General features: G+C 76.9%; 11 protein-coding genes. 9 read left to right on the forward strand and 2 right to left on the reverse strand.

Going from position 1 to position 15,616, the window contains the following annotated elements; all coding sequences use genetic code 11:
- Window positions 1–19 precede the first annotated feature (19 nt).
- From WDV85_RS11465 to rplI, 5 genes are all read left to right on the forward strand, one after another.
- On the forward strand, window positions 20–1,609 hold the full coding sequence (locus WDV85_RS11465) for a hypothetical protein (RefSeq protein ID WP_339570731.1): 1,590 nt from the start codon (window positions 20–22) through the stop codon (window positions 1,607–1,609).
- Between the two features lie 161 nt (window positions 1,610–1,770).
- Window positions 1,771–2,061 carry a 30S ribosomal protein S6 gene (gene rpsF, locus WDV85_RS11470; RefSeq protein ID WP_171203111.1) on the forward strand — a complete coding sequence of 97 codons (291 nt, stop codon included), beginning with the start codon at window positions 1,771–1,773 and terminating at the stop codon, window positions 2,059–2,061.
- 141 nt (window positions 2,062–2,202) lie between these two features.
- Window positions 2,203–2,796 (forward strand): single-stranded DNA-binding protein, encoded by a 594-nt coding sequence (locus WDV85_RS11475; RefSeq protein ID WP_339570732.1) that lies wholly within the window; start codon window positions 2,203–2,205, stop codon window positions 2,794–2,796.
- A gap of 176 nt (window positions 2,797–2,972) precedes the next feature.
- The gene (rpsR, locus tag WDV85_RS11480; RefSeq protein WP_171203113.1) at window positions 2,973–3,209 is read left to right on the forward strand and encodes a 30S ribosomal protein S18; all 237 of its coding nucleotides are present in this window, start codon (window positions 2,973–2,975) and stop codon (window positions 3,207–3,209) included.
- Between the two features lie 14 nt (window positions 3,210–3,223).
- Window positions 3,224–3,673 (forward strand): 50S ribosomal protein L9, encoded by a 450-nt coding sequence (rplI, locus tag WDV85_RS11485; RefSeq protein WP_298804954.1) that lies wholly within the window; start codon window positions 3,224–3,226, stop codon window positions 3,671–3,673.
- 275 nt (window positions 3,674–3,948) lie between these two features.
- Here rplI and WDV85_RS11490 read toward each other — a convergent pair whose 3' ends face one another.
- A complete protein-coding gene (locus WDV85_RS11490) occupies window positions 3,949–5,307 on the reverse strand; it encodes an MATE family efflux transporter (RefSeq protein ID WP_339570733.1) in 1,359 nt (452 codons plus the stop codon).
- A gap of 420 nt (window positions 5,308–5,727) precedes the next feature.
- Here WDV85_RS11490 and dnaB point away from each other — a divergent pair, with 420 nt between their 5' ends.
- Window positions 5,728–8,298: a replicative DNA helicase gene (dnaB, locus tag WDV85_RS11495; RefSeq protein WP_445263310.1), complete on the forward strand. Its 2,571-nt coding sequence runs from the start codon at window positions 5,728–5,730 to the stop codon at window positions 8,296–8,298.
- A gap of 437 nt (window positions 8,299–8,735) precedes the next feature.
- Here the strand turns inward: dnaB and WDV85_RS11500 are convergent, their stop codons facing one another.
- A complete protein-coding gene (locus WDV85_RS11500; RefSeq protein ID WP_339570735.1) occupies window positions 8,736–10,268 on the reverse strand; it encodes a dihydrolipoyl dehydrogenase family protein in 1,533 nt (510 codons plus the stop codon).
- A 223-nt stretch (window positions 10,269–10,491) separates the two neighbouring features.
- Here WDV85_RS11500 and WDV85_RS11505 point away from each other — a divergent pair, with 223 nt between their 5' ends.
- The 3 genes from WDV85_RS11505 to asnB all read left to right on the forward strand — a co-directional run bounded on the left by WDV85_RS11505 (window position 10,492) and on the right by asnB (window position 15,602).
- Window positions 10,492–11,139 (forward strand): class I SAM-dependent methyltransferase, encoded by a 648-nt coding sequence (locus WDV85_RS11505; protein ID WP_339570736.1) that lies wholly within the window; start codon window positions 10,492–10,494, stop codon window positions 11,137–11,139.
- Window positions 11,140–11,205: 66 nt separating this feature from the next.
- Window positions 11,206–13,674 (forward strand): SpoIIE family protein phosphatase, encoded by a 2,469-nt coding sequence (locus tag WDV85_RS11510; protein WP_339570737.1) that lies wholly within the window; start codon window positions 11,206–11,208, stop codon window positions 13,672–13,674.
- 95 nt (window positions 13,675–13,769) lie between these two features.
- Entirely contained in the window at window positions 13,770–15,602 is a 1,833-nt protein-coding gene (gene asnB, locus WDV85_RS11515) for an asparagine synthase (glutamine-hydrolyzing) (RefSeq protein WP_339570738.1), read from the forward strand.
- Window positions 15,603–15,616 lie beyond the last annotated feature (14 nt).

A 15,616-nucleotide genomic window follows, 5' to 3' on the forward strand; every position in this document is an offset into this window, starting at 1 on the left:
GCCTGCGAGGATCACAAGCGTGAGCCCGCAGGACGACGTCGTCGCGCGCCGGGCCCCGCACCGGGGCGACCCGCTCGAGCCGTCGGAGGGGCCAGGGCTCGAGGAGGAGCGCGAGCCGGGCGACGACGGCGCCGCGGTGGTGCTGCCCACCCACGACGACGCCCTGGCGTCCGCCGCCTCGGCCGTCCTCGGGGGGCCGGCGGGTCGTCGCGTCCGCACGGGCCGGCGCCCGCTGCGGGGAGCCCTCGCGGCGGGCAGCGCCCTCGGCCTCGTCGTCCTGGCGGCGGCCGTGCTGCTGCGCGAGCACTGCCGGGAGACGCTGTGGGCCTCGCCCGGCGTCTACACGCACGCCTGCTACAGCGACGTGCCGGCCCTCTTCGCCGCCGCGTCCCTGGACCAGGTGGTGCCCTACCTCGAGCGCTTCTCCGACGACGACCCGCTGACGGCGCCCTTCGGCGTGGGCTGGCTCCTGTGGGGCCTGGGGCGCCTCGTCGGCGCGGAGGGGACGGACGGGCCGCGCGACGTCTTCGACGCCTCCGTCGTCCTCGGCGCGGTGGCGCTCGTCGTCCTCGCGGCGGGGGTGGCGCACCTGTCGGGGCGCCGCCCGTACGACGCCGTCCTGGTGTCGGGCTCACCCGTGGTCCTGGCGTGCGCCCTCGTCGGCGTCCAGCTGCTGCCCGCCGCCCTGGCGGTGGCCGCGCTGTGGGCCTCGTCGCGGGGGCGGGCGCTCGCGGCGGGGATGCTGCTGGGGCTGGCCGCGCTCGTCGCGCCGCCCGTCGGGCTGGCGGTCGGCGGGGCCCTGCTGCTCGTCCGCTGGCGACGCCGGCGCGACGACGCGGCGGCCCGCGCCGAGCGGCCGGAAGCGGGCGCGGCCGCCGGCCCGGGCGACGACATCGACGGCGACGAGGACGACGAGGTGCGCCAGCCGCTCGTCGTCCCGGAGCTGCGCACGGCGCTCGTCGCCCTGCTCGTGTGGGTCCTGGGCGGGCTGCCGGTCCTCCTGCGGAGCCCCGAGGTGTGGTCGGGGGCAGTGACGGCGCGCGTGACCGCCGGACCCGGCTACGGCTCGGCCTGGCTGCTCGGCGACCTCGCGGGCGCCCCGCCCGCCGACGTCACCACCACGGCGGGCTCGGTCCTGCTCACGGCCGCGGGGGTCGCCGGCACCGCCGTCCTCGCGCTGCGGGCGCCCCGCGCCCCCCGCGTGCCCGTCCTCGCCCTCCTGCTGCTGCTCGCCGTCCTCGCGCCCGCCCCGGCGCTCCCGCCCCAGGCGGCCGTGCTCGTCCTGCCCCTCGCCGTCCTCGCGCTGCCGCGCTGGCGGCTCCTGCTCGTCTGGGGCGCGGTCGAGGCGGCGGCGGCCACGGGCACCTGGCTCTACCTCTACGGCCTCTCGGTGCCCGACCGCGGGCTGCCGCCGTGGGCGTACGCCGTGCTCGTCGTCGCCCGGCTCGGGATGCTGGTCGTGCTGGCCCGCGGCGCCGTCCGCGCGTCGCTCGCGCCGGAGCAGGACGTCGTCCGGGCGCCCCGCGCGGCGCCGCACCTGGGCGCCGACGACCCGGCGCGCCCGCCCGAGCACGCCCCCGCCGGCGCAGGGGTGGGCGAGCCGGCCTGAGGCGGCGGCCGGAGCCCCTCCGCCGGGCCGCTACCCTGGTGCCCGACCGGCCCCGCGGCACCCGTGCGCCCTGAGCGCGGGAGGCCCGGGTCCGCGACGCAGACACCCTCCTGCCACGGAGAGACCGTGGCCGCGAAGACCACAGGAGGTGGGGTACTCGCATGCGTCACTACGAGATGATGATCATCCTGGACGCCGAGCTCGAGGAGCGCACCGTCGCCCCGTCGCTCGACAAGTTCCTCGACGTCGTCCGCCGCGGCGGCGGCTCGATCGACAAGGTCGACATCTGGGGCAAGCGCCGGCTGGCCTACGAGATCGGCAAGAAGGCCGAGGGCATCTACGCGGTCGTCGACATGAAGGCCGAGCCCGACGTGGCCAAGGAGCTGGACCGCCAGCTCAACCTCAACGAGTCGGTCCTGCGGACCAAGCTCGTCCGCCCCGAGCTCCACTGACCCCTCGCCGCCCGGCCGGGCGGGGGTGTGCACGGCGCCTGCGCGTCGTCACCCCTCCCGCCTAGCGTCCGGGCGACCGAGCGGCCCGCCCCCCGGCGGTCCGCGCCCACCCGGGCACCGTCCACCCCGCGAGGAGGAGCCATGGCAGGCGAGACCCAGATCACCCTGGTCGGGAACCTGACCGCCGACCCCGAGCTGCGCTTCACCCCCTCGGGGGCGGCCGTGGCCAACTTCACCGTCGCCTCCACGCCCCGGCAGTTCGACCGCCAGAGCAACGAGTGGAAGGACGGCGAGACGCTGTTCATGCGCTGCTCGATCTGGCGCGAGGCGGCGGAGAACGTCGCCGAGTCGCTCGGCAAGGGCCAGCGCGTCATCGTCACCGGCCGCCTCGTCTCCCGGTCCTTCCAGACCAAGGAGGGCGAGAACCGCACCGTCAACGAGCTGCAGGCCGACGAGGTCGGCCCGTCGCTGCGCTACGCCACGGCCAAGGCCCAGCGCACGCAGCGCGGCGGCGGTGGCGGTGGCGGCTTCGGCGGCGGCGGTGGCGGCGGCCAGCAGGGCGGCGGCTACGGCGGCGGCCAGCAGCAGGGCGGCGGCTACGGCGGCGGCGGCCAGCAGTCCGGCGGCGGCTACGGCCAGGACGACCCCTGGGCCACCGGCCCGTCCTCCGGCGGCGGGCAGCAGCCCTCCGGCGGCGGCTGGGGCGGCGGCCAGAGCGACGAGCCGCCCTTCTAGCCCGACGTCCGCGACCGACGACCTCGGTCGCGCGCGGCACCGGTCCGCCGGTGCCGCTCCCCGCGGCGGCGCGCACGCGCCGCCGCCGGCCCTCGGGACCACCCGGTCCCGTCGGCCCTCCCCACCCCCATCCCGGGCCCTCGGCAGGACCCGGGCTCCAGACGAGGAGCTCCACGATGGCCAAGCCGGCTCTCCGCAAGCCGAAGAAGAAGTCGAACCCGCTCAAGGCGGCGAAGATCAGCTACGTCGACTACAAGGACACCGCGCTGCTGCGGAAGTTCATCTCCGACCGGGGCAAGATCCGCGCCCGCCGGGTGACGGGCGTCTCCGTCCAGCAGCAGCGCCAGGTGGCCAAGGCGATCAAGAACGCCCGCGAGATGGCGCTGCTGCCCTACAGCAGCTCCGCGCGCTGAGGAAGGGGCACGAGATGAAGCTCATCCTGACGCAGGAGGTCTCCGGCCTCGGCGAGCCCGGCGAGGTCGTCGAGGTGAAGGACGGCTACGGGCGCAACTACCTGCTCCCGCGCAGCCTCGCGACGCCCTGGACCAAGGGCGGCCAGAAGCAGGTCGACGACATCCGCCGGGCGCGCCGCGCCCGCGAGATCGCGTCGGTCGAGGAGGCGCAGAGCGTGCGCGCCACCCTGCAGGAGCAGCCCGTGCGCCTGTCCGCCAACGCGGGCCAGGGCGGCCGCCTCTTCGGCGCCATCACCCCGGCCGACGTGGCCGAGGCCGTCCGCGCCGCCACCGGCAAGGACGTCGACCGCCGCAAGGTCGAGATCGGCCAGCCGATCAAGTCGCTCGGCAGCTACACGGTCACCGTCCGGCTCCACCCGGACGTGCAGGCCAGCGTCGACGTCGAGGTCGTCCCCTCGGCCTGACGCGCCGCACCAGCACCACCGACGACGGCCCCCTCGCCCCCGCTGCGAGGGGGCCGTCGTCGTCCGCCGGCCCTCTCACCTCGTCGCCAGAGCGCCGGCCCGCGGTCAACCCCGGCACTTCGTCGTCACCGTGCCGGGGCGGCGGGCGCTGACCGGGCACTTCGTCGTCACTCTGCCCGCCTGGAGCCTTCCTCCCGACACTTCGTCGTCAGAGTGCGCGGGCGGTGGGGCTTCTCCGGGGGCACTCCGTCGTCAGAGCACCCGGCCGCGAGCCGTCAGCGGACGGCGCCCGTCACGGCCCAGGCGTCGCCGCGGGCGCGGCGCCAGAGCGTCAGAGCGCGGACGGCCATGAAGCCGCCGGCGAAGGCCACCCAGAGCCAGACGAGCCCCGCCGCGCCGTCCGGCGCCCACGTGACGACGGCGACGACGAGGGGCGCGTAGGCGAGCAGCCCCACGAGCCCGGCGAGCGCGAGGTAGCGCCCGTCGCCGGCGCCGATGAGGACGCCGTCGAGGACGAAGACGTACGCCGCCAGCGGCTGGGCCAGGGCGACGACGACGAGCGCGGCGGCGATCGCCGTCCGCACGCCGTCGTCCGGCGAGAAGAGCGGGGCCACGAGGTCGCGCCCGGCGAGGACGACGACGCCGCTGAGGACGCCGAGGACCGCGCCCCAGCCGACGAGGCGGCGCAGGACGTCGCGCGTCGCGCCCACGTCCCCCGCCCCGAGCGTGCGCCCGGTGATCGCCTGCCCGGCGATGGCGAGGGCGTCGAGGCCCAGCGCCAGGGCCGACCAGATCGTCACGACGACCTGGTGGGCCGCCAGCGCCGTGTCGCCGGAGCGGGCGGCCGCCGCGGTCGTCAGCAGGAGGGTGGCGCGCAGCGTGAGGGTCCGGGCGAGCAGGGGGACGCCGTCGCGCGCCGAGCGCAGCACGCCCGCACCCCCGGGAGCGAGGGGGACGCCGTGGCGCCGCGCGCCCCGGACGACGACGACCACGAGCGCCGCGGCCATGCCGAGCTGGGCCACCGCCGTCCCCAGGCCGCTGCCGGCGATGCCGAGGGCGGGGAGGGGCCCGGGGCCGAGGACGAGGACCACGTTGAGCGGCACGTTGACGAGCGCCCCGCTGACGGCGACCACGAACGGCGTCCGCGTGTCCTGCAGCCCCCGCAGCACCCCGGTGGCGGCCAGGACGACGAGCATGGCCGGCAGGCCCGGCAGCGAGGCGCGCAGGTACGTCGCGGCGGCGTCGGCGACCTCGGGGCTCGTCCCCAGCGCGAGGGCGAGGTCCCGGGCCAGCGGCCACGCCGCGGCGGCGGTGACGAGGCCGAGCACGAGGGCCAGCCACATGCCGTCCACGCCCTGGCGCAGGGCGGCGGGGAGGTCGTCCGCCCCGAGGCGGCGGGCCACCGCGGCCGTCGTGGCGTAGGCGAGGAAGACGAACACGCCGACGGCCGTCGTCAGGACCGTCCCGGCGGCACCCAGGCCGGCGAGCGGGACGACGCCGAGCGAGCCGACGACCGCGGAGTCCGCCAGGAGCAAGAGCGGCTCCGCGACGAGCGCCGCGAAGGCCGGGACGGCGAGGCGCGCGACCTCCCGGTCGAGCGCTCGCGGCCGGAGGGCGGAGGGCAGTCGCGGCACGGGCGCGATGCTCGCACCGGCCGGACCGGCGGGGCGCCATGCGGTCACGAGCCGGTCACGAGCGCGCCAGGACCGCGCCGCCCGGACCGGACGGACACCGCGCGTCCGAGGCGTGGACACCTGCTCGTCACGACGGCGTCCACACCCGGTGCACGACGTCGGTGCTGGTCACGGGCCGTGCGCGGACGTGGCGGGCGGCGACCGTCCACACCTCTGTCCACGGCCTGTGGACGCCGCGCCGGGTCTGTCCACAGGTGTTCACAGCGCTGTGCACAGGGGGTGTGCGTGCGCGGTTCGACGGCTGTCGGTGGCCGCCCCTAGCGTCCGGCGGGCGGACCTCCCCGGAGGCCCGCGCAGCCCGGTGCCGGAGACGGTCGGCACGGGGCGCCGAGGTGGGAGAGGGCGGATGGGCGCATGAGCCTGGCGGAGGTCGACAGGTTCGAGGCGTCCGGTCCGCCGTCGGAGGACCTGGGGCGCACGCCGCCGCAGGACGTCGCCGCGGAGCAGAGCGTCCTCGGCGGCATGATGCTCAGCAAGGACGCCATCGCCGACGTCGTCGAGGTGCTCCGCAGCACCGACTTCTACCGGCCGAACCACGAGAGCGTCTTCGAGGCGATCACCGACCTCTACGGGCGGGGCGAGCCCGCCGACGCCGTCACCGTGGCCGCCGAGCTCAACCGCCGGGGCGACCTCGGCCGGGTCGGCGGCGCGGCCTACCTGCACACGCTCATCGCGTCGGTCCCCACGGCGGCCAACGCCGGCTACTACGCCGAGATCGTGCGCGAGCGCGCCGTGCTGCGGCGCCTCGTGGAGGCCGGCACCCGCATCGTGCAGATGGGCTACGCCGCGGGCGGGGGCGACGTCGACGGCATCGTCGACTCCGCGCAGGCCGAGGTCTACAAGGTCACCGAGCGGCGCAGCAGCGAGGACTACCTGCCCATCGCCGACATCATCGAGGGCACGATCGACGAGATCGAGGCCTCGAGCCACCGCGGCGAGGGCATGGTCGGCGTGCCGACGGGCTTCGCGGACCTCGACCAGCTCACGAACGGGCTGCACTCCGGCCAGATGATCGTCATCGCCGCGAGGCCGGCGATCGGCAAGGCGCTCGCCCTCGACACGCCGCTGCCCACGCCGACCGGCTGGACGACGATGGGCGAGGTCGCGGTCGGGGACGAGCTGGTCGCCGCCGACGGCACCCCGACGCGGGTCGTGGCCGCCACGGAGGTGATGACGGGGCGACCCTGCTACGAGGTCGTCTTCGACGACGGCACCAGGGTGGTGGCCGACGCCCTCCACCAGTGGGTGACCGAGACCCGCGCCTCCCGCCGCACGGGCGGAGCCGCCGCCGTCCGCACGACCGAGGAGATGGCCGCCACCGTGCGGTGCGCGACCGCCGACCGGCGCGTCAACCACTCCGTCGCCACGGCCGCTCCCCTCGCGCTGCCCGAGGCCGACCTGCCGCTGCCCCCCTACGCGCTCGGCGTCTGGCTCGGGGACGGGCACGCAGCGGGCGCCCGGTACACGTCGGCCGACCCGGAGATCGCCATGTACCTCGAGGCCGAGGGCCTCGTGGTGCAGGAGCAGACGGGGATGACCTGGTCGATGCGGTGGCCCGTCGCGAGGCCGGCCCCGCGCGACTGCGTCGTGTGCGGGGTCTCCTTCACCCCGCGGACGTCGCAGGTCCGGACCTGCGGCCGCTCCTGCGGGGGGCGTGGGAAGGCCGTGTCGGCGCCGGTCCCGGCGCCCACGTGCCCCGACTGCGGACGGCCGTCGTCCGGCCTGGTCCTGTGCCAGGCGTGCCGGGACGACCATGGCACCGTGACGGCCCTGCTCCGCGGTCTGGGCGTGCTCGGCGCCAAGCGCATCCCGCGGGCGTACCTCCGCGCGTCGGAGAGGCAGCGCCGCGCGCTCCTCGCCGGTCTGCTCGACACCGACGGCACGGTCAACCCGACCGGCAGCGTGCAGATCGCCCTCACCGACCGATCGCTCGTCGAGGACGTCCGTGAGCTCGTGATCAGCCTGGGGTACCGCTGCGGCACGTCGGCCCGACCGGTCAGGGGACGCACCGAGGCCTCCTCGACCTGCTGGACCATCACCTTCACCACGCACGACGACGTCTTCCGTCTCGAGCGCAAGCGCCTCGTGCACAAGGAGCGGACGAAGGACCGGGTCGAGCAGCGCACCCGCCGTCGCTACGTCACGGAGGTCCGGCCGGTGGCCTCCGTGCCGGTGCGGTGCGTCCAGATCGAGCACCCCGACCACCTGTACCTGGCGACCCGCTCGATGGTGCCCACGCACAACTCCACGGTGGGCCTCGACATCGCGCGGTCGGCGGCCATCAAGAACGGCCTCCCGTCGGTCGTCTTCTCGCTCGAGATGAGCCGCAACGAGATCACCATGCGCCTGCTGTCGGCCGAGGCGACGGTCTCGCTGCAGCACATGCGCAAGGGGACGATGCGCGAGGAGGACTGGACGCGCCTCGCCCGCACCATGGGCAAGGTCAGCGAGGCGCCGTTGTTCATCGACGACTCTCCCAACATGTCGCTCATGGAGATCCGGTCGAAGTGCCGCCGGCTCAAGCAGCGGCACGGGCTCAAGCTCGTCGTCATCGACTACCTGCAGCTCATGAGCTCCGGCAAGCGCGTGGAGAGCCGCCAGCAGGAGGTCTCCGAGTTCTCCCGTGCGCTCAAGCTGCTCGCCAAGGAGCTCGAGGTGCCCGTCATCGCCATCTCGCAGCTCAACCGCGGACCCGAGCAGCGCACCGACAAGCGGCCCGCGATGTCCGATCTGCGGGAATCGGGGAGCATTGAGCAAGATGCCGACATGGTGATCCTCCTGCACCGCGAGGACGCCTACGAGCGCGAGTCCCCCCGCGCCGGCGAGGCCGACCTCATCGTCGCCAAGCACCGCAACGGGCCCACCGACACCATCACGGTCGCCTTCCAGGGCCATTACTCGCGCTTCGTCGACATGGCCCAGGGCGGCTGAGAGCCGGAGGGCGCGGACCTCTCGGGGCGAGGGTCGCCGTCGGCGCCCCCCTCGGTGAAGCAGGGGGCGGGGCCCGCGCGCGGCGAGCACGACCCACCCCGCGCCGGTGCACGAGCGGGCGGGGCACGTGCGCGGGGAGCACCCCAGGCCCGGACGGATGCACGAGCGGTCGGGGCCGTGCGCGCGGAGAGCACCCCAGGCCTGGACGGATGCACGTCCACGACGCCGCCCGCGCGGGGAGCACCCCAGGCCTGGACGGATGCACGAGCGGTCGGGGCCGTGCGCGCGGAGAGCACGTCAGGCCGGCGCCCTGACCCCAGCGCTTCCCGACCGCAGAGCGCCGAGCCAGTGCCGGAGCGCGCGCGACCCCGCCCGCGGACCCGCCCGGACGCGCGGACCCGCCCGGACGCGCGGACCCGCCCGGACGCGCGGTGGGCTCAGCCCCGCACGGGCAGCCGCCGCCGGACGGCGACGAGCGCCCCCGTCACCGCCCGCACCGGGGCGGTGCCGAGCCAGCGGCGGTAGTCCGCGATCGCCGCGTTCCACGGCCCGTCGCCGTACGTGGGGTAGGGGTGGGTGCGGGCGACGAGGACGCTGGTCGTCGTCCCGTCGACGACGGCGGCGGTGAGCTCGGCGAGCACCTCGCCGGCGCGGGGGCCGACGACGGTGGCGCCGCGCACCCGCCCGCGGCGGTCGACGACGACGCGCGTGAAGCCCTCGGTCCGGCCCTCGGCGACGGCGCGGTCGACGTGGTCGTGCGCCTGGTGCAGCACGCGCCGTCCCGGTCGTGCGCCCGTCGTGGGCTCGCCGACGGCGGCGAGCTCGGGGTCGGTGAAGGTGACGCGGGGGACCACGCGGCTGGGGCGCCGGGGCAGGCCGAGCACCGCGGCGACGGCGGCGTCCGACCCGCGCACGCCCGCCGTGTGGGTGTAGGTGTCCTCGCCCGTGACGTCGCCGGCGGCCCAGACGCGCGGGCTGGTGGTCCGCAGCCCGTCGAGGACGAGCCGTCCGTCGTCGCCCACCTCGACGCCGGCCGCGCGCAGCCCGAGGCCCTCGAGCCGGGGGCGGCGCGGGCCGGCGAGGAGCAGGCGGTCGTAGGGGATCTCGGTGCCGTCGGCCAGGACGAGCGACCCCGCGCCGCCGGCGCCGGGCTGGACCGAGGAGGCCCGGGCGCCGGTGCGCACGTCGACGCCGTCGGCGCGCAGGGCGTCCGCGACGACGGCCGCGGCGTCGGCGTCCTCGCCGGGCAGGAGGCGGGGGCCGGCCTCGACGAGGACGACGCGCGACCCGAGCCGGGCGAAGGCCTGGGCCATCTCGGCGCCCGTGGTGCCCCCGCCGACGACGGCGAGGCGGTCGGGGAGCTCGTCGAGGTCCCACACGTCGTCGGGCACGAGGGGTGCGGCGCCGTCGGTGCCGGGCAGCGTGAGGACGGCGGGCTGCGAGCCGGTGGCCAGGAGGGCGCGCGCGAAGCGCACCTCCCGGCCGTCCACCGCGGCGGTGGTCGGGCCGGTGAGGCGCACCGTGCCCCGGACGGCGCGGACCCCGGCGGCCTCGAGCGCCTCCGGGGCGTCGACCGGCCGGATCTCCTCGACCGCCGCGCGCACGTGCGCCATGACGGCGGGGAAGTCGACGCAGACCTCGGCCCGCACGCCCAGCCGGTGCGCGCGGCGTGCGTCCGCGGCCGCGGCGGCGGCCGCGAGCAGCGCCTTGGACGGCACGCAGCCGGACCACAGGCACTCCCCGCCCGTGCGGTCGCGCTCGACGAGCAGCACCCGGGCTCCCAGGGCCGCGGCCGTCTGCGCGCCCACGAGCCCCGCCGTCCCGCCGCCGACGACGAGGAGGTCCCACGCGGTCGCCGCGTCGGCGTCGTCGAGCCGCGAGCCCGCCGGCCAGGTCCGCGCGGCGGGGTCGGGGTCGTCCCGGGGCACGTCGAGCGGATGGTCCTCGAAGCGCTGGGACGGTGGCGTCACGCTCGCTCTCCCTCCGGGCGCCGCGGCGCCGTCGTCGCTCCCGCCGACGGGAGGTCGAGGGACGTCCACGAGTCGGGACGTCAGTCTCGCGGACGACCTCCCGGAGCGCTCGTCGTGACGGCGCGGGCGCCGGGCGGCAGGCTGGGGCCCGCCGCGCGCCCCCCTCACCCACGGCGTCGGAGGCACCGGCCGCGCGAGCGGCACCCGACCCGAGGAGGCGCTCGTGGCCGCACCGGACGCAGGGCGCGCGCGCTACGCCCTCCTCGGCCGCTGGTACGACCTCGTCTCCGCCGAGCCGCTGTACGCCCCCGGCCGCGAGGTCGCGGTGGAGATGATCCACGTGGAACCGGGCGCGAGGGTGCTCGTCGTCGGCTGCGGCACCGGCCCGGACCTGCCGGCCCTCCTCGCCGCCGCCGGGCCCCGCGGCGTGGTGCTCGGGCTCGACGCGAGTGCGAGCATGCTCGGCGCCGCGCGCCGACGCGCCGCCCGTCTCGGCCCCGACCGGGTCCGCCTCCTGCGGGCCGACGCGCAGCGGGTGCCGGCCGCGCGCCTGCGGGACGCCCTCGGCGGGCCCGCCGACGCGGTGCTGGCTCCGTACAGCCTCTCGCTCATGCCGGACTGGCGGCGGGCGTGGGCCACGGCCCTCGAGGCGGCCCGGTCCGGGGCCCGCGCGGCCGTCGTCGACACCACGGTGGCGCGCGGGGCGCTGCCGCTGCGCCTGGCGTCGCGGGCCGCCTGCGCGCTCGGGGGCGTGGACGTCGCCGCGCGCCCCTGGCGGGCCGTCGAGGAGGAGCTCGACGACGTCCGCTCGGCCAGCCTCGCCCGCGGGCACGTCGAGGTCAGGGCCGGCGTCCTCCCGCGGCGGACCTAGCGCGGCGGCCTCCGCAGCGCCCGCGGTCGGGCAGGATGACGGGCGGCCGACGAGCGAGGAGGGCCGATGACGACGCCGACGTCGCCTGCGGGCTCCCCGGGGGCCGAGGGCCCCACCCCGCGCGAGCGGCTCGCCGGGCTGGCCCGCCGCGTGCTCGCGGCCGACGGCGTGCGGCTGCACGCCGACCCCGCCGACCTGCGCGCGGACGCGCTGCTCGCAGCCGCCGTCGACGGCCCCCTCGTCGTCCCCGACGCCGTCCTCGACCCCCGGACCGCCGCCGCGCCCGAGGTCCTGGCGGGTGACGTGGGCGCGCTGCTCGCGGTGCCGCTCCTGGCCGCCGGCCGACCGGTCGGGGCCCTCGCCGTCCACAGCACGGCACCGCGCCCCTGGACCGAGGACGAGGTCGCGGTGCTCGTCGAGCTGGCGGCCGCCGTCGTCACCGAGGGCGAGCGCGGGGACCTCGCCAGCGAGCTCGAGAGCAGCCGGCTGCGGTGGGGCCTCGCCATCGAGGCCGCCGGCGTCGGCGGCTTCGACCTCGACGTGGCGACGTCGCACCTGGAGTGGGACGACCGCCTCATCGCCATCTTCGGCTACGACCCGGCCACCTTCGGCCGCTCCCTCGCCGACTTCGAGGCGCGCCTGCACCCGGAGGACCGGGAGCGCGTCATGGCGGACGTCACGGCCGCCGTCGAGGCGGTCGGCGACTTCGCCTCCGAGTACCGCATCGTCCTCCCCGGCGGGGTGGTGCGGTGGATCTCCGCGCGCGGCCGGGCGCTGCACGGCGGCGACGGGCGGCTGCGCCTGCTGGGCGCCGCCTACGACGTCACCGACGTCCAGTCGGCCGAGGCGGGCGTGCGGCGCGTCCTCGAGTCGATGTCGGCGGCGTTCTTCTCCCTCGACCGCGAGTGGCGCTTCACCTACGTCAACGCCGAGGCCGAGCGGCTGCTGGGGCTCCGGCGCGACGAGCTCCTCGGCGGCGTCGTGTGGGAGCTCTTCCCGGCCGCGCCGGGCAGCCCCTTCGACGTCGAGTACCGCGGCGCCGTCGCCGAGGGGCGCCCGCGGGTCTTCGAGGCGCACTACCCCGCGCCGCTCGACCGCTGGTACGAGGTCCGCGCCTTCCCCGTCGACGACGGGCTCTCGGTCTACTTCACCGACGTCACCGAGCGCCGGGCCCTGCAGGAGCGCGAGGTGCAGGAGGCGGCGCGGCGCGAGGTGCTCTCCCGCGTCAGCGCCGAGCTCGCCGCGACGCTGGACCCCGAGGCGGCGGTGGCGCGCCTCGCCCAGCTCGTCGTGCCCCTCCTCGCGGACTGGTCCGTCGTCACCCTCGTGCGCGACGACGGGCGCCTGCAGGACGTCGGGTGGTGGCACGCCGAGGAGGAGCTGCGCCCGCTCGTCGAGGTCTACGCCCGGCACCGGCTGGAGGCGCTCGAGGACGCGAGCTACCTCGACCGCGCGCTCGCCGAGGGGCGCCTGGTGGAGGTGCCCGAGCCCGCCCACGCGTCCATCGCCCGCATCCTGCGCCCGGGTCGCGCGGCCGAGGTCCTGGCGACCCTCGCCCCGCGCTGGGCGGCGATCGTGCCGCTCGTGGCCCGCGGGCGGACGCTCGGCGTCCTCACCGTCTTCCGCGGCGAGGGGCGCGGCGGTCCGGGCGAGGAGGACATGGCGGTGGCCCGCCAGCTCGCTGAGCGCGCGGGCGTCGGCCTCGACAACGCGCGCCTGTACCGGGCCCAGCTGTCGCTGGCGGAGGAGCTGCAGCGCAGCCTCCTGACGGCGCCGCCGGCGCCCGACCACACCGAGATCGCCGTGCGCTACGTGCCGGCGGCGGAGGCCGCGCGCGTGGGCGGCGACTGGTACGACGCCTTCCTCCAGCGCGACGGCGACACGGTCGTCGTCATCGGCGACGTCGTCGGCCACGACACGGCCGCGGCCGCGGCGATGGGCCAGCTCCGCGGGCTGCTGCGCGGCATCGCCTTCCACCACGGCGCCGGCCCGGCGGAGACCCTGGCCGGCCTCGACGCGGCGATGGAGGGCCTCCTGCTGGAGACGACGGCGACCGCCGTCGTCGTGCGCGTGGAGCAGACGCCGGACATGCGCGCCGAGGGCCTGACCCGCCTGCGGTGGTCCAACGCGGGGCACCCGCCGCCCATGCTCGCGACGCCCGACGGCGAGGTGCACCAGCTGCTGGCGGCCCGCACCGACCTCCTGCTCGGGATCCTGCCCGACACCCGGCGCCACGAGGGCACCGCCGTCGTCGACCGCGGCAGCACGCTGCTGCTCTACACCGACGGGCTCGTCGAGCGCCGCGACCAGGGCCTGCAGCAGGGCCTGGCGCGCCTGCGGCGCGAGCTGTCCGACGTCGCGCACCTGCCGCTCGAGGAGGTGCTCGACGAGCTCCTCGAGCGGCTGCGCCCGGAGGCGAGCCACGACGACGTCGCGCTCCTCGCCGTCCGGCTCCACCCGCAGGACGGCCCCCGCCCGCCGGAGGCGGGTCCGGAGGTCGTGCCGCCCGAGGTGCCCCCGGAACCGACGGCCTGACCGCAGCCTCGATGTCGCAGTGCCGCACCGCGTCCGGCGTGCCTAGCCTGGCCCGCGGCCCGGCGCGCACGCGCCGGCCGGGAGGAGAGCGGACCATGTGCGGCATCACCGGCTGGGTGTCCTTCGAGCGGGACCTGGGGGAGCCGGGGCACCGCGCCGACGCGGAGGCCATGACGGCGACCATGGCATGCCGGGGACCGGACGCCGAGGGCCTGCACGTCGAGCGCCACGCGGCGCTCGGGCACCGCCGGCTGGCCGTCATCGACGTCGAGGGCGGCGCCCAGCCGATGTCGGTGCGCACCGACGACGGCGAGGTCGTGCTCCTGCACAGCGGTGAGGTGTACGGCTTCGAGGACCTGCGGGCCGAGCTCGTCCGCCGCGGGCACCGCTTCCGCACGCGCAGCGACACCGAGGTGGTCCTCCACGGGTACCTGGAGTGGGGCGAGGCCGTCGCCGAGCACCTCGACGGCATGTTCGCCTCGGCGATCTGGGACGGCCGGGTCGAGCGCCTCGTGCTCGTCCGTGACCGGCTCGGCATCAAGCCCCTCTACTACGCCGAGACGCCGGACGGCGTCCTCTTCGGCTCGGAGTCCAAGGCGCTGCTCGCCAACCCCCTGGGGGACCGCACGGTCGACCTGGACGGGATGCGGTCGATGCTCAGCCTCGCCGTGCCGCCGGGCGCGTCGCTGTGGCGGGGCATGCGCGAGGTGCTCCCCGGGGGGCTCGTCGTCGTCGACCGCGACGGCCTGCGCGAGCACCGCTACTGGACGCTCGCGACCCGGCCCCACACCGACGACCTGCCGACCACGCTCGAGACCGTCCGCGGGCTGCTCGAGGACGTCGTCGCGCACCAGACCGTCTCCGACGTCCCCCGCTGCACCCTGCTGTCGGGCGGGCTCGACTCCAGCGTGCTGACGGCGCTGGCCGCGAAGGCGCTCGCCGCACGGGGCGAGCAGGTGCGCAGCTTCGCCGTCGACTTCGTCGGTGAGGGGGACGGGGAGGGCGCCACGCCGGACAGCCCCTTCGCCACGGAGGTGGCCGAGCACGTCGGCACGCGCCACGAGCGCATCGTCCTCGACCACCTGGCCATGGCCGACCCGTCGGTCCGCCGCGCGGTCATCGCGTCCCGCGACAGCCCCGTCACGTGGGGCGACATCGACTCCTCGATGTACCTGCTCTTCAGGGCCATCCGCGAGCACTCCACGGTGGCGCTGTCCGGGGAGGGCGCCGACGAGCTCTTCGGCGGCTACGAGTGGTTCACCCACCCCGAGCGGCGGGCGCACGACAGCTTCCCGTGGATGGAGGTGCTCGTCCGGCGCTCGCAGGCGCAGCTGTCCTCGCGGCTCAGCGGCGACCTGCGGGCGGCGCTGGACCTGCCGGCCTTCGTCGACGCCCAGTACGCCTCCGCCGTCGCCGAGGTGGGGCACCTCGACGGGGAGGGCGAGCAGGAGCGGCGCTACCGGGTGATGTCCTACCTCGCGGTCACCCGCATCGAGCGCTCGCTGCTGGAGCGCAAGGACCGCCTGAGCATGGCCGTGGGCCTGGAGGTGCGCGTCCCCTTCTGCGACCACCGGCTCGTCGAGTACGTCTACAACGTCCCGTGGGCGCTGAAGAGCTACGACGGCCACGAGAAGAGCCTCCTGCGCGGTGCGGCGGGCGACCTCCTGCCGGCCTCGGTGCGCGAGCGGCGCAAGCTGCCGTACCCGGCCAACCCCGACCACGACTACACCCGCGCGCTGCTGCAGCAGGGCGCCGACCTGCTCGCCGAGGGCCACCCCGTCCTCGAGCTCGTCGACGACGGGTGGCTGCGCGACGTCGTGCGGCAGGACCCGGCCGAGACCCCCCTCGGCGTGCGCGCCGGCGTGGAGCGGGTCCTCGGCCTCGGCGTCTGGCTGGACCTGTACCAGCCGCGGCTCGTGCTCGGCTGAGGCCGAGGGCGGCA

This window comes from Pseudokineococcus sp. 5B2Z-1 (assembly GCF_037482305.1).
Taxonomy (GTDB): Bacteria; Actinomycetota; Actinomycetes; order Actinomycetales; family Quadrisphaeraceae; genus Pseudokineococcus.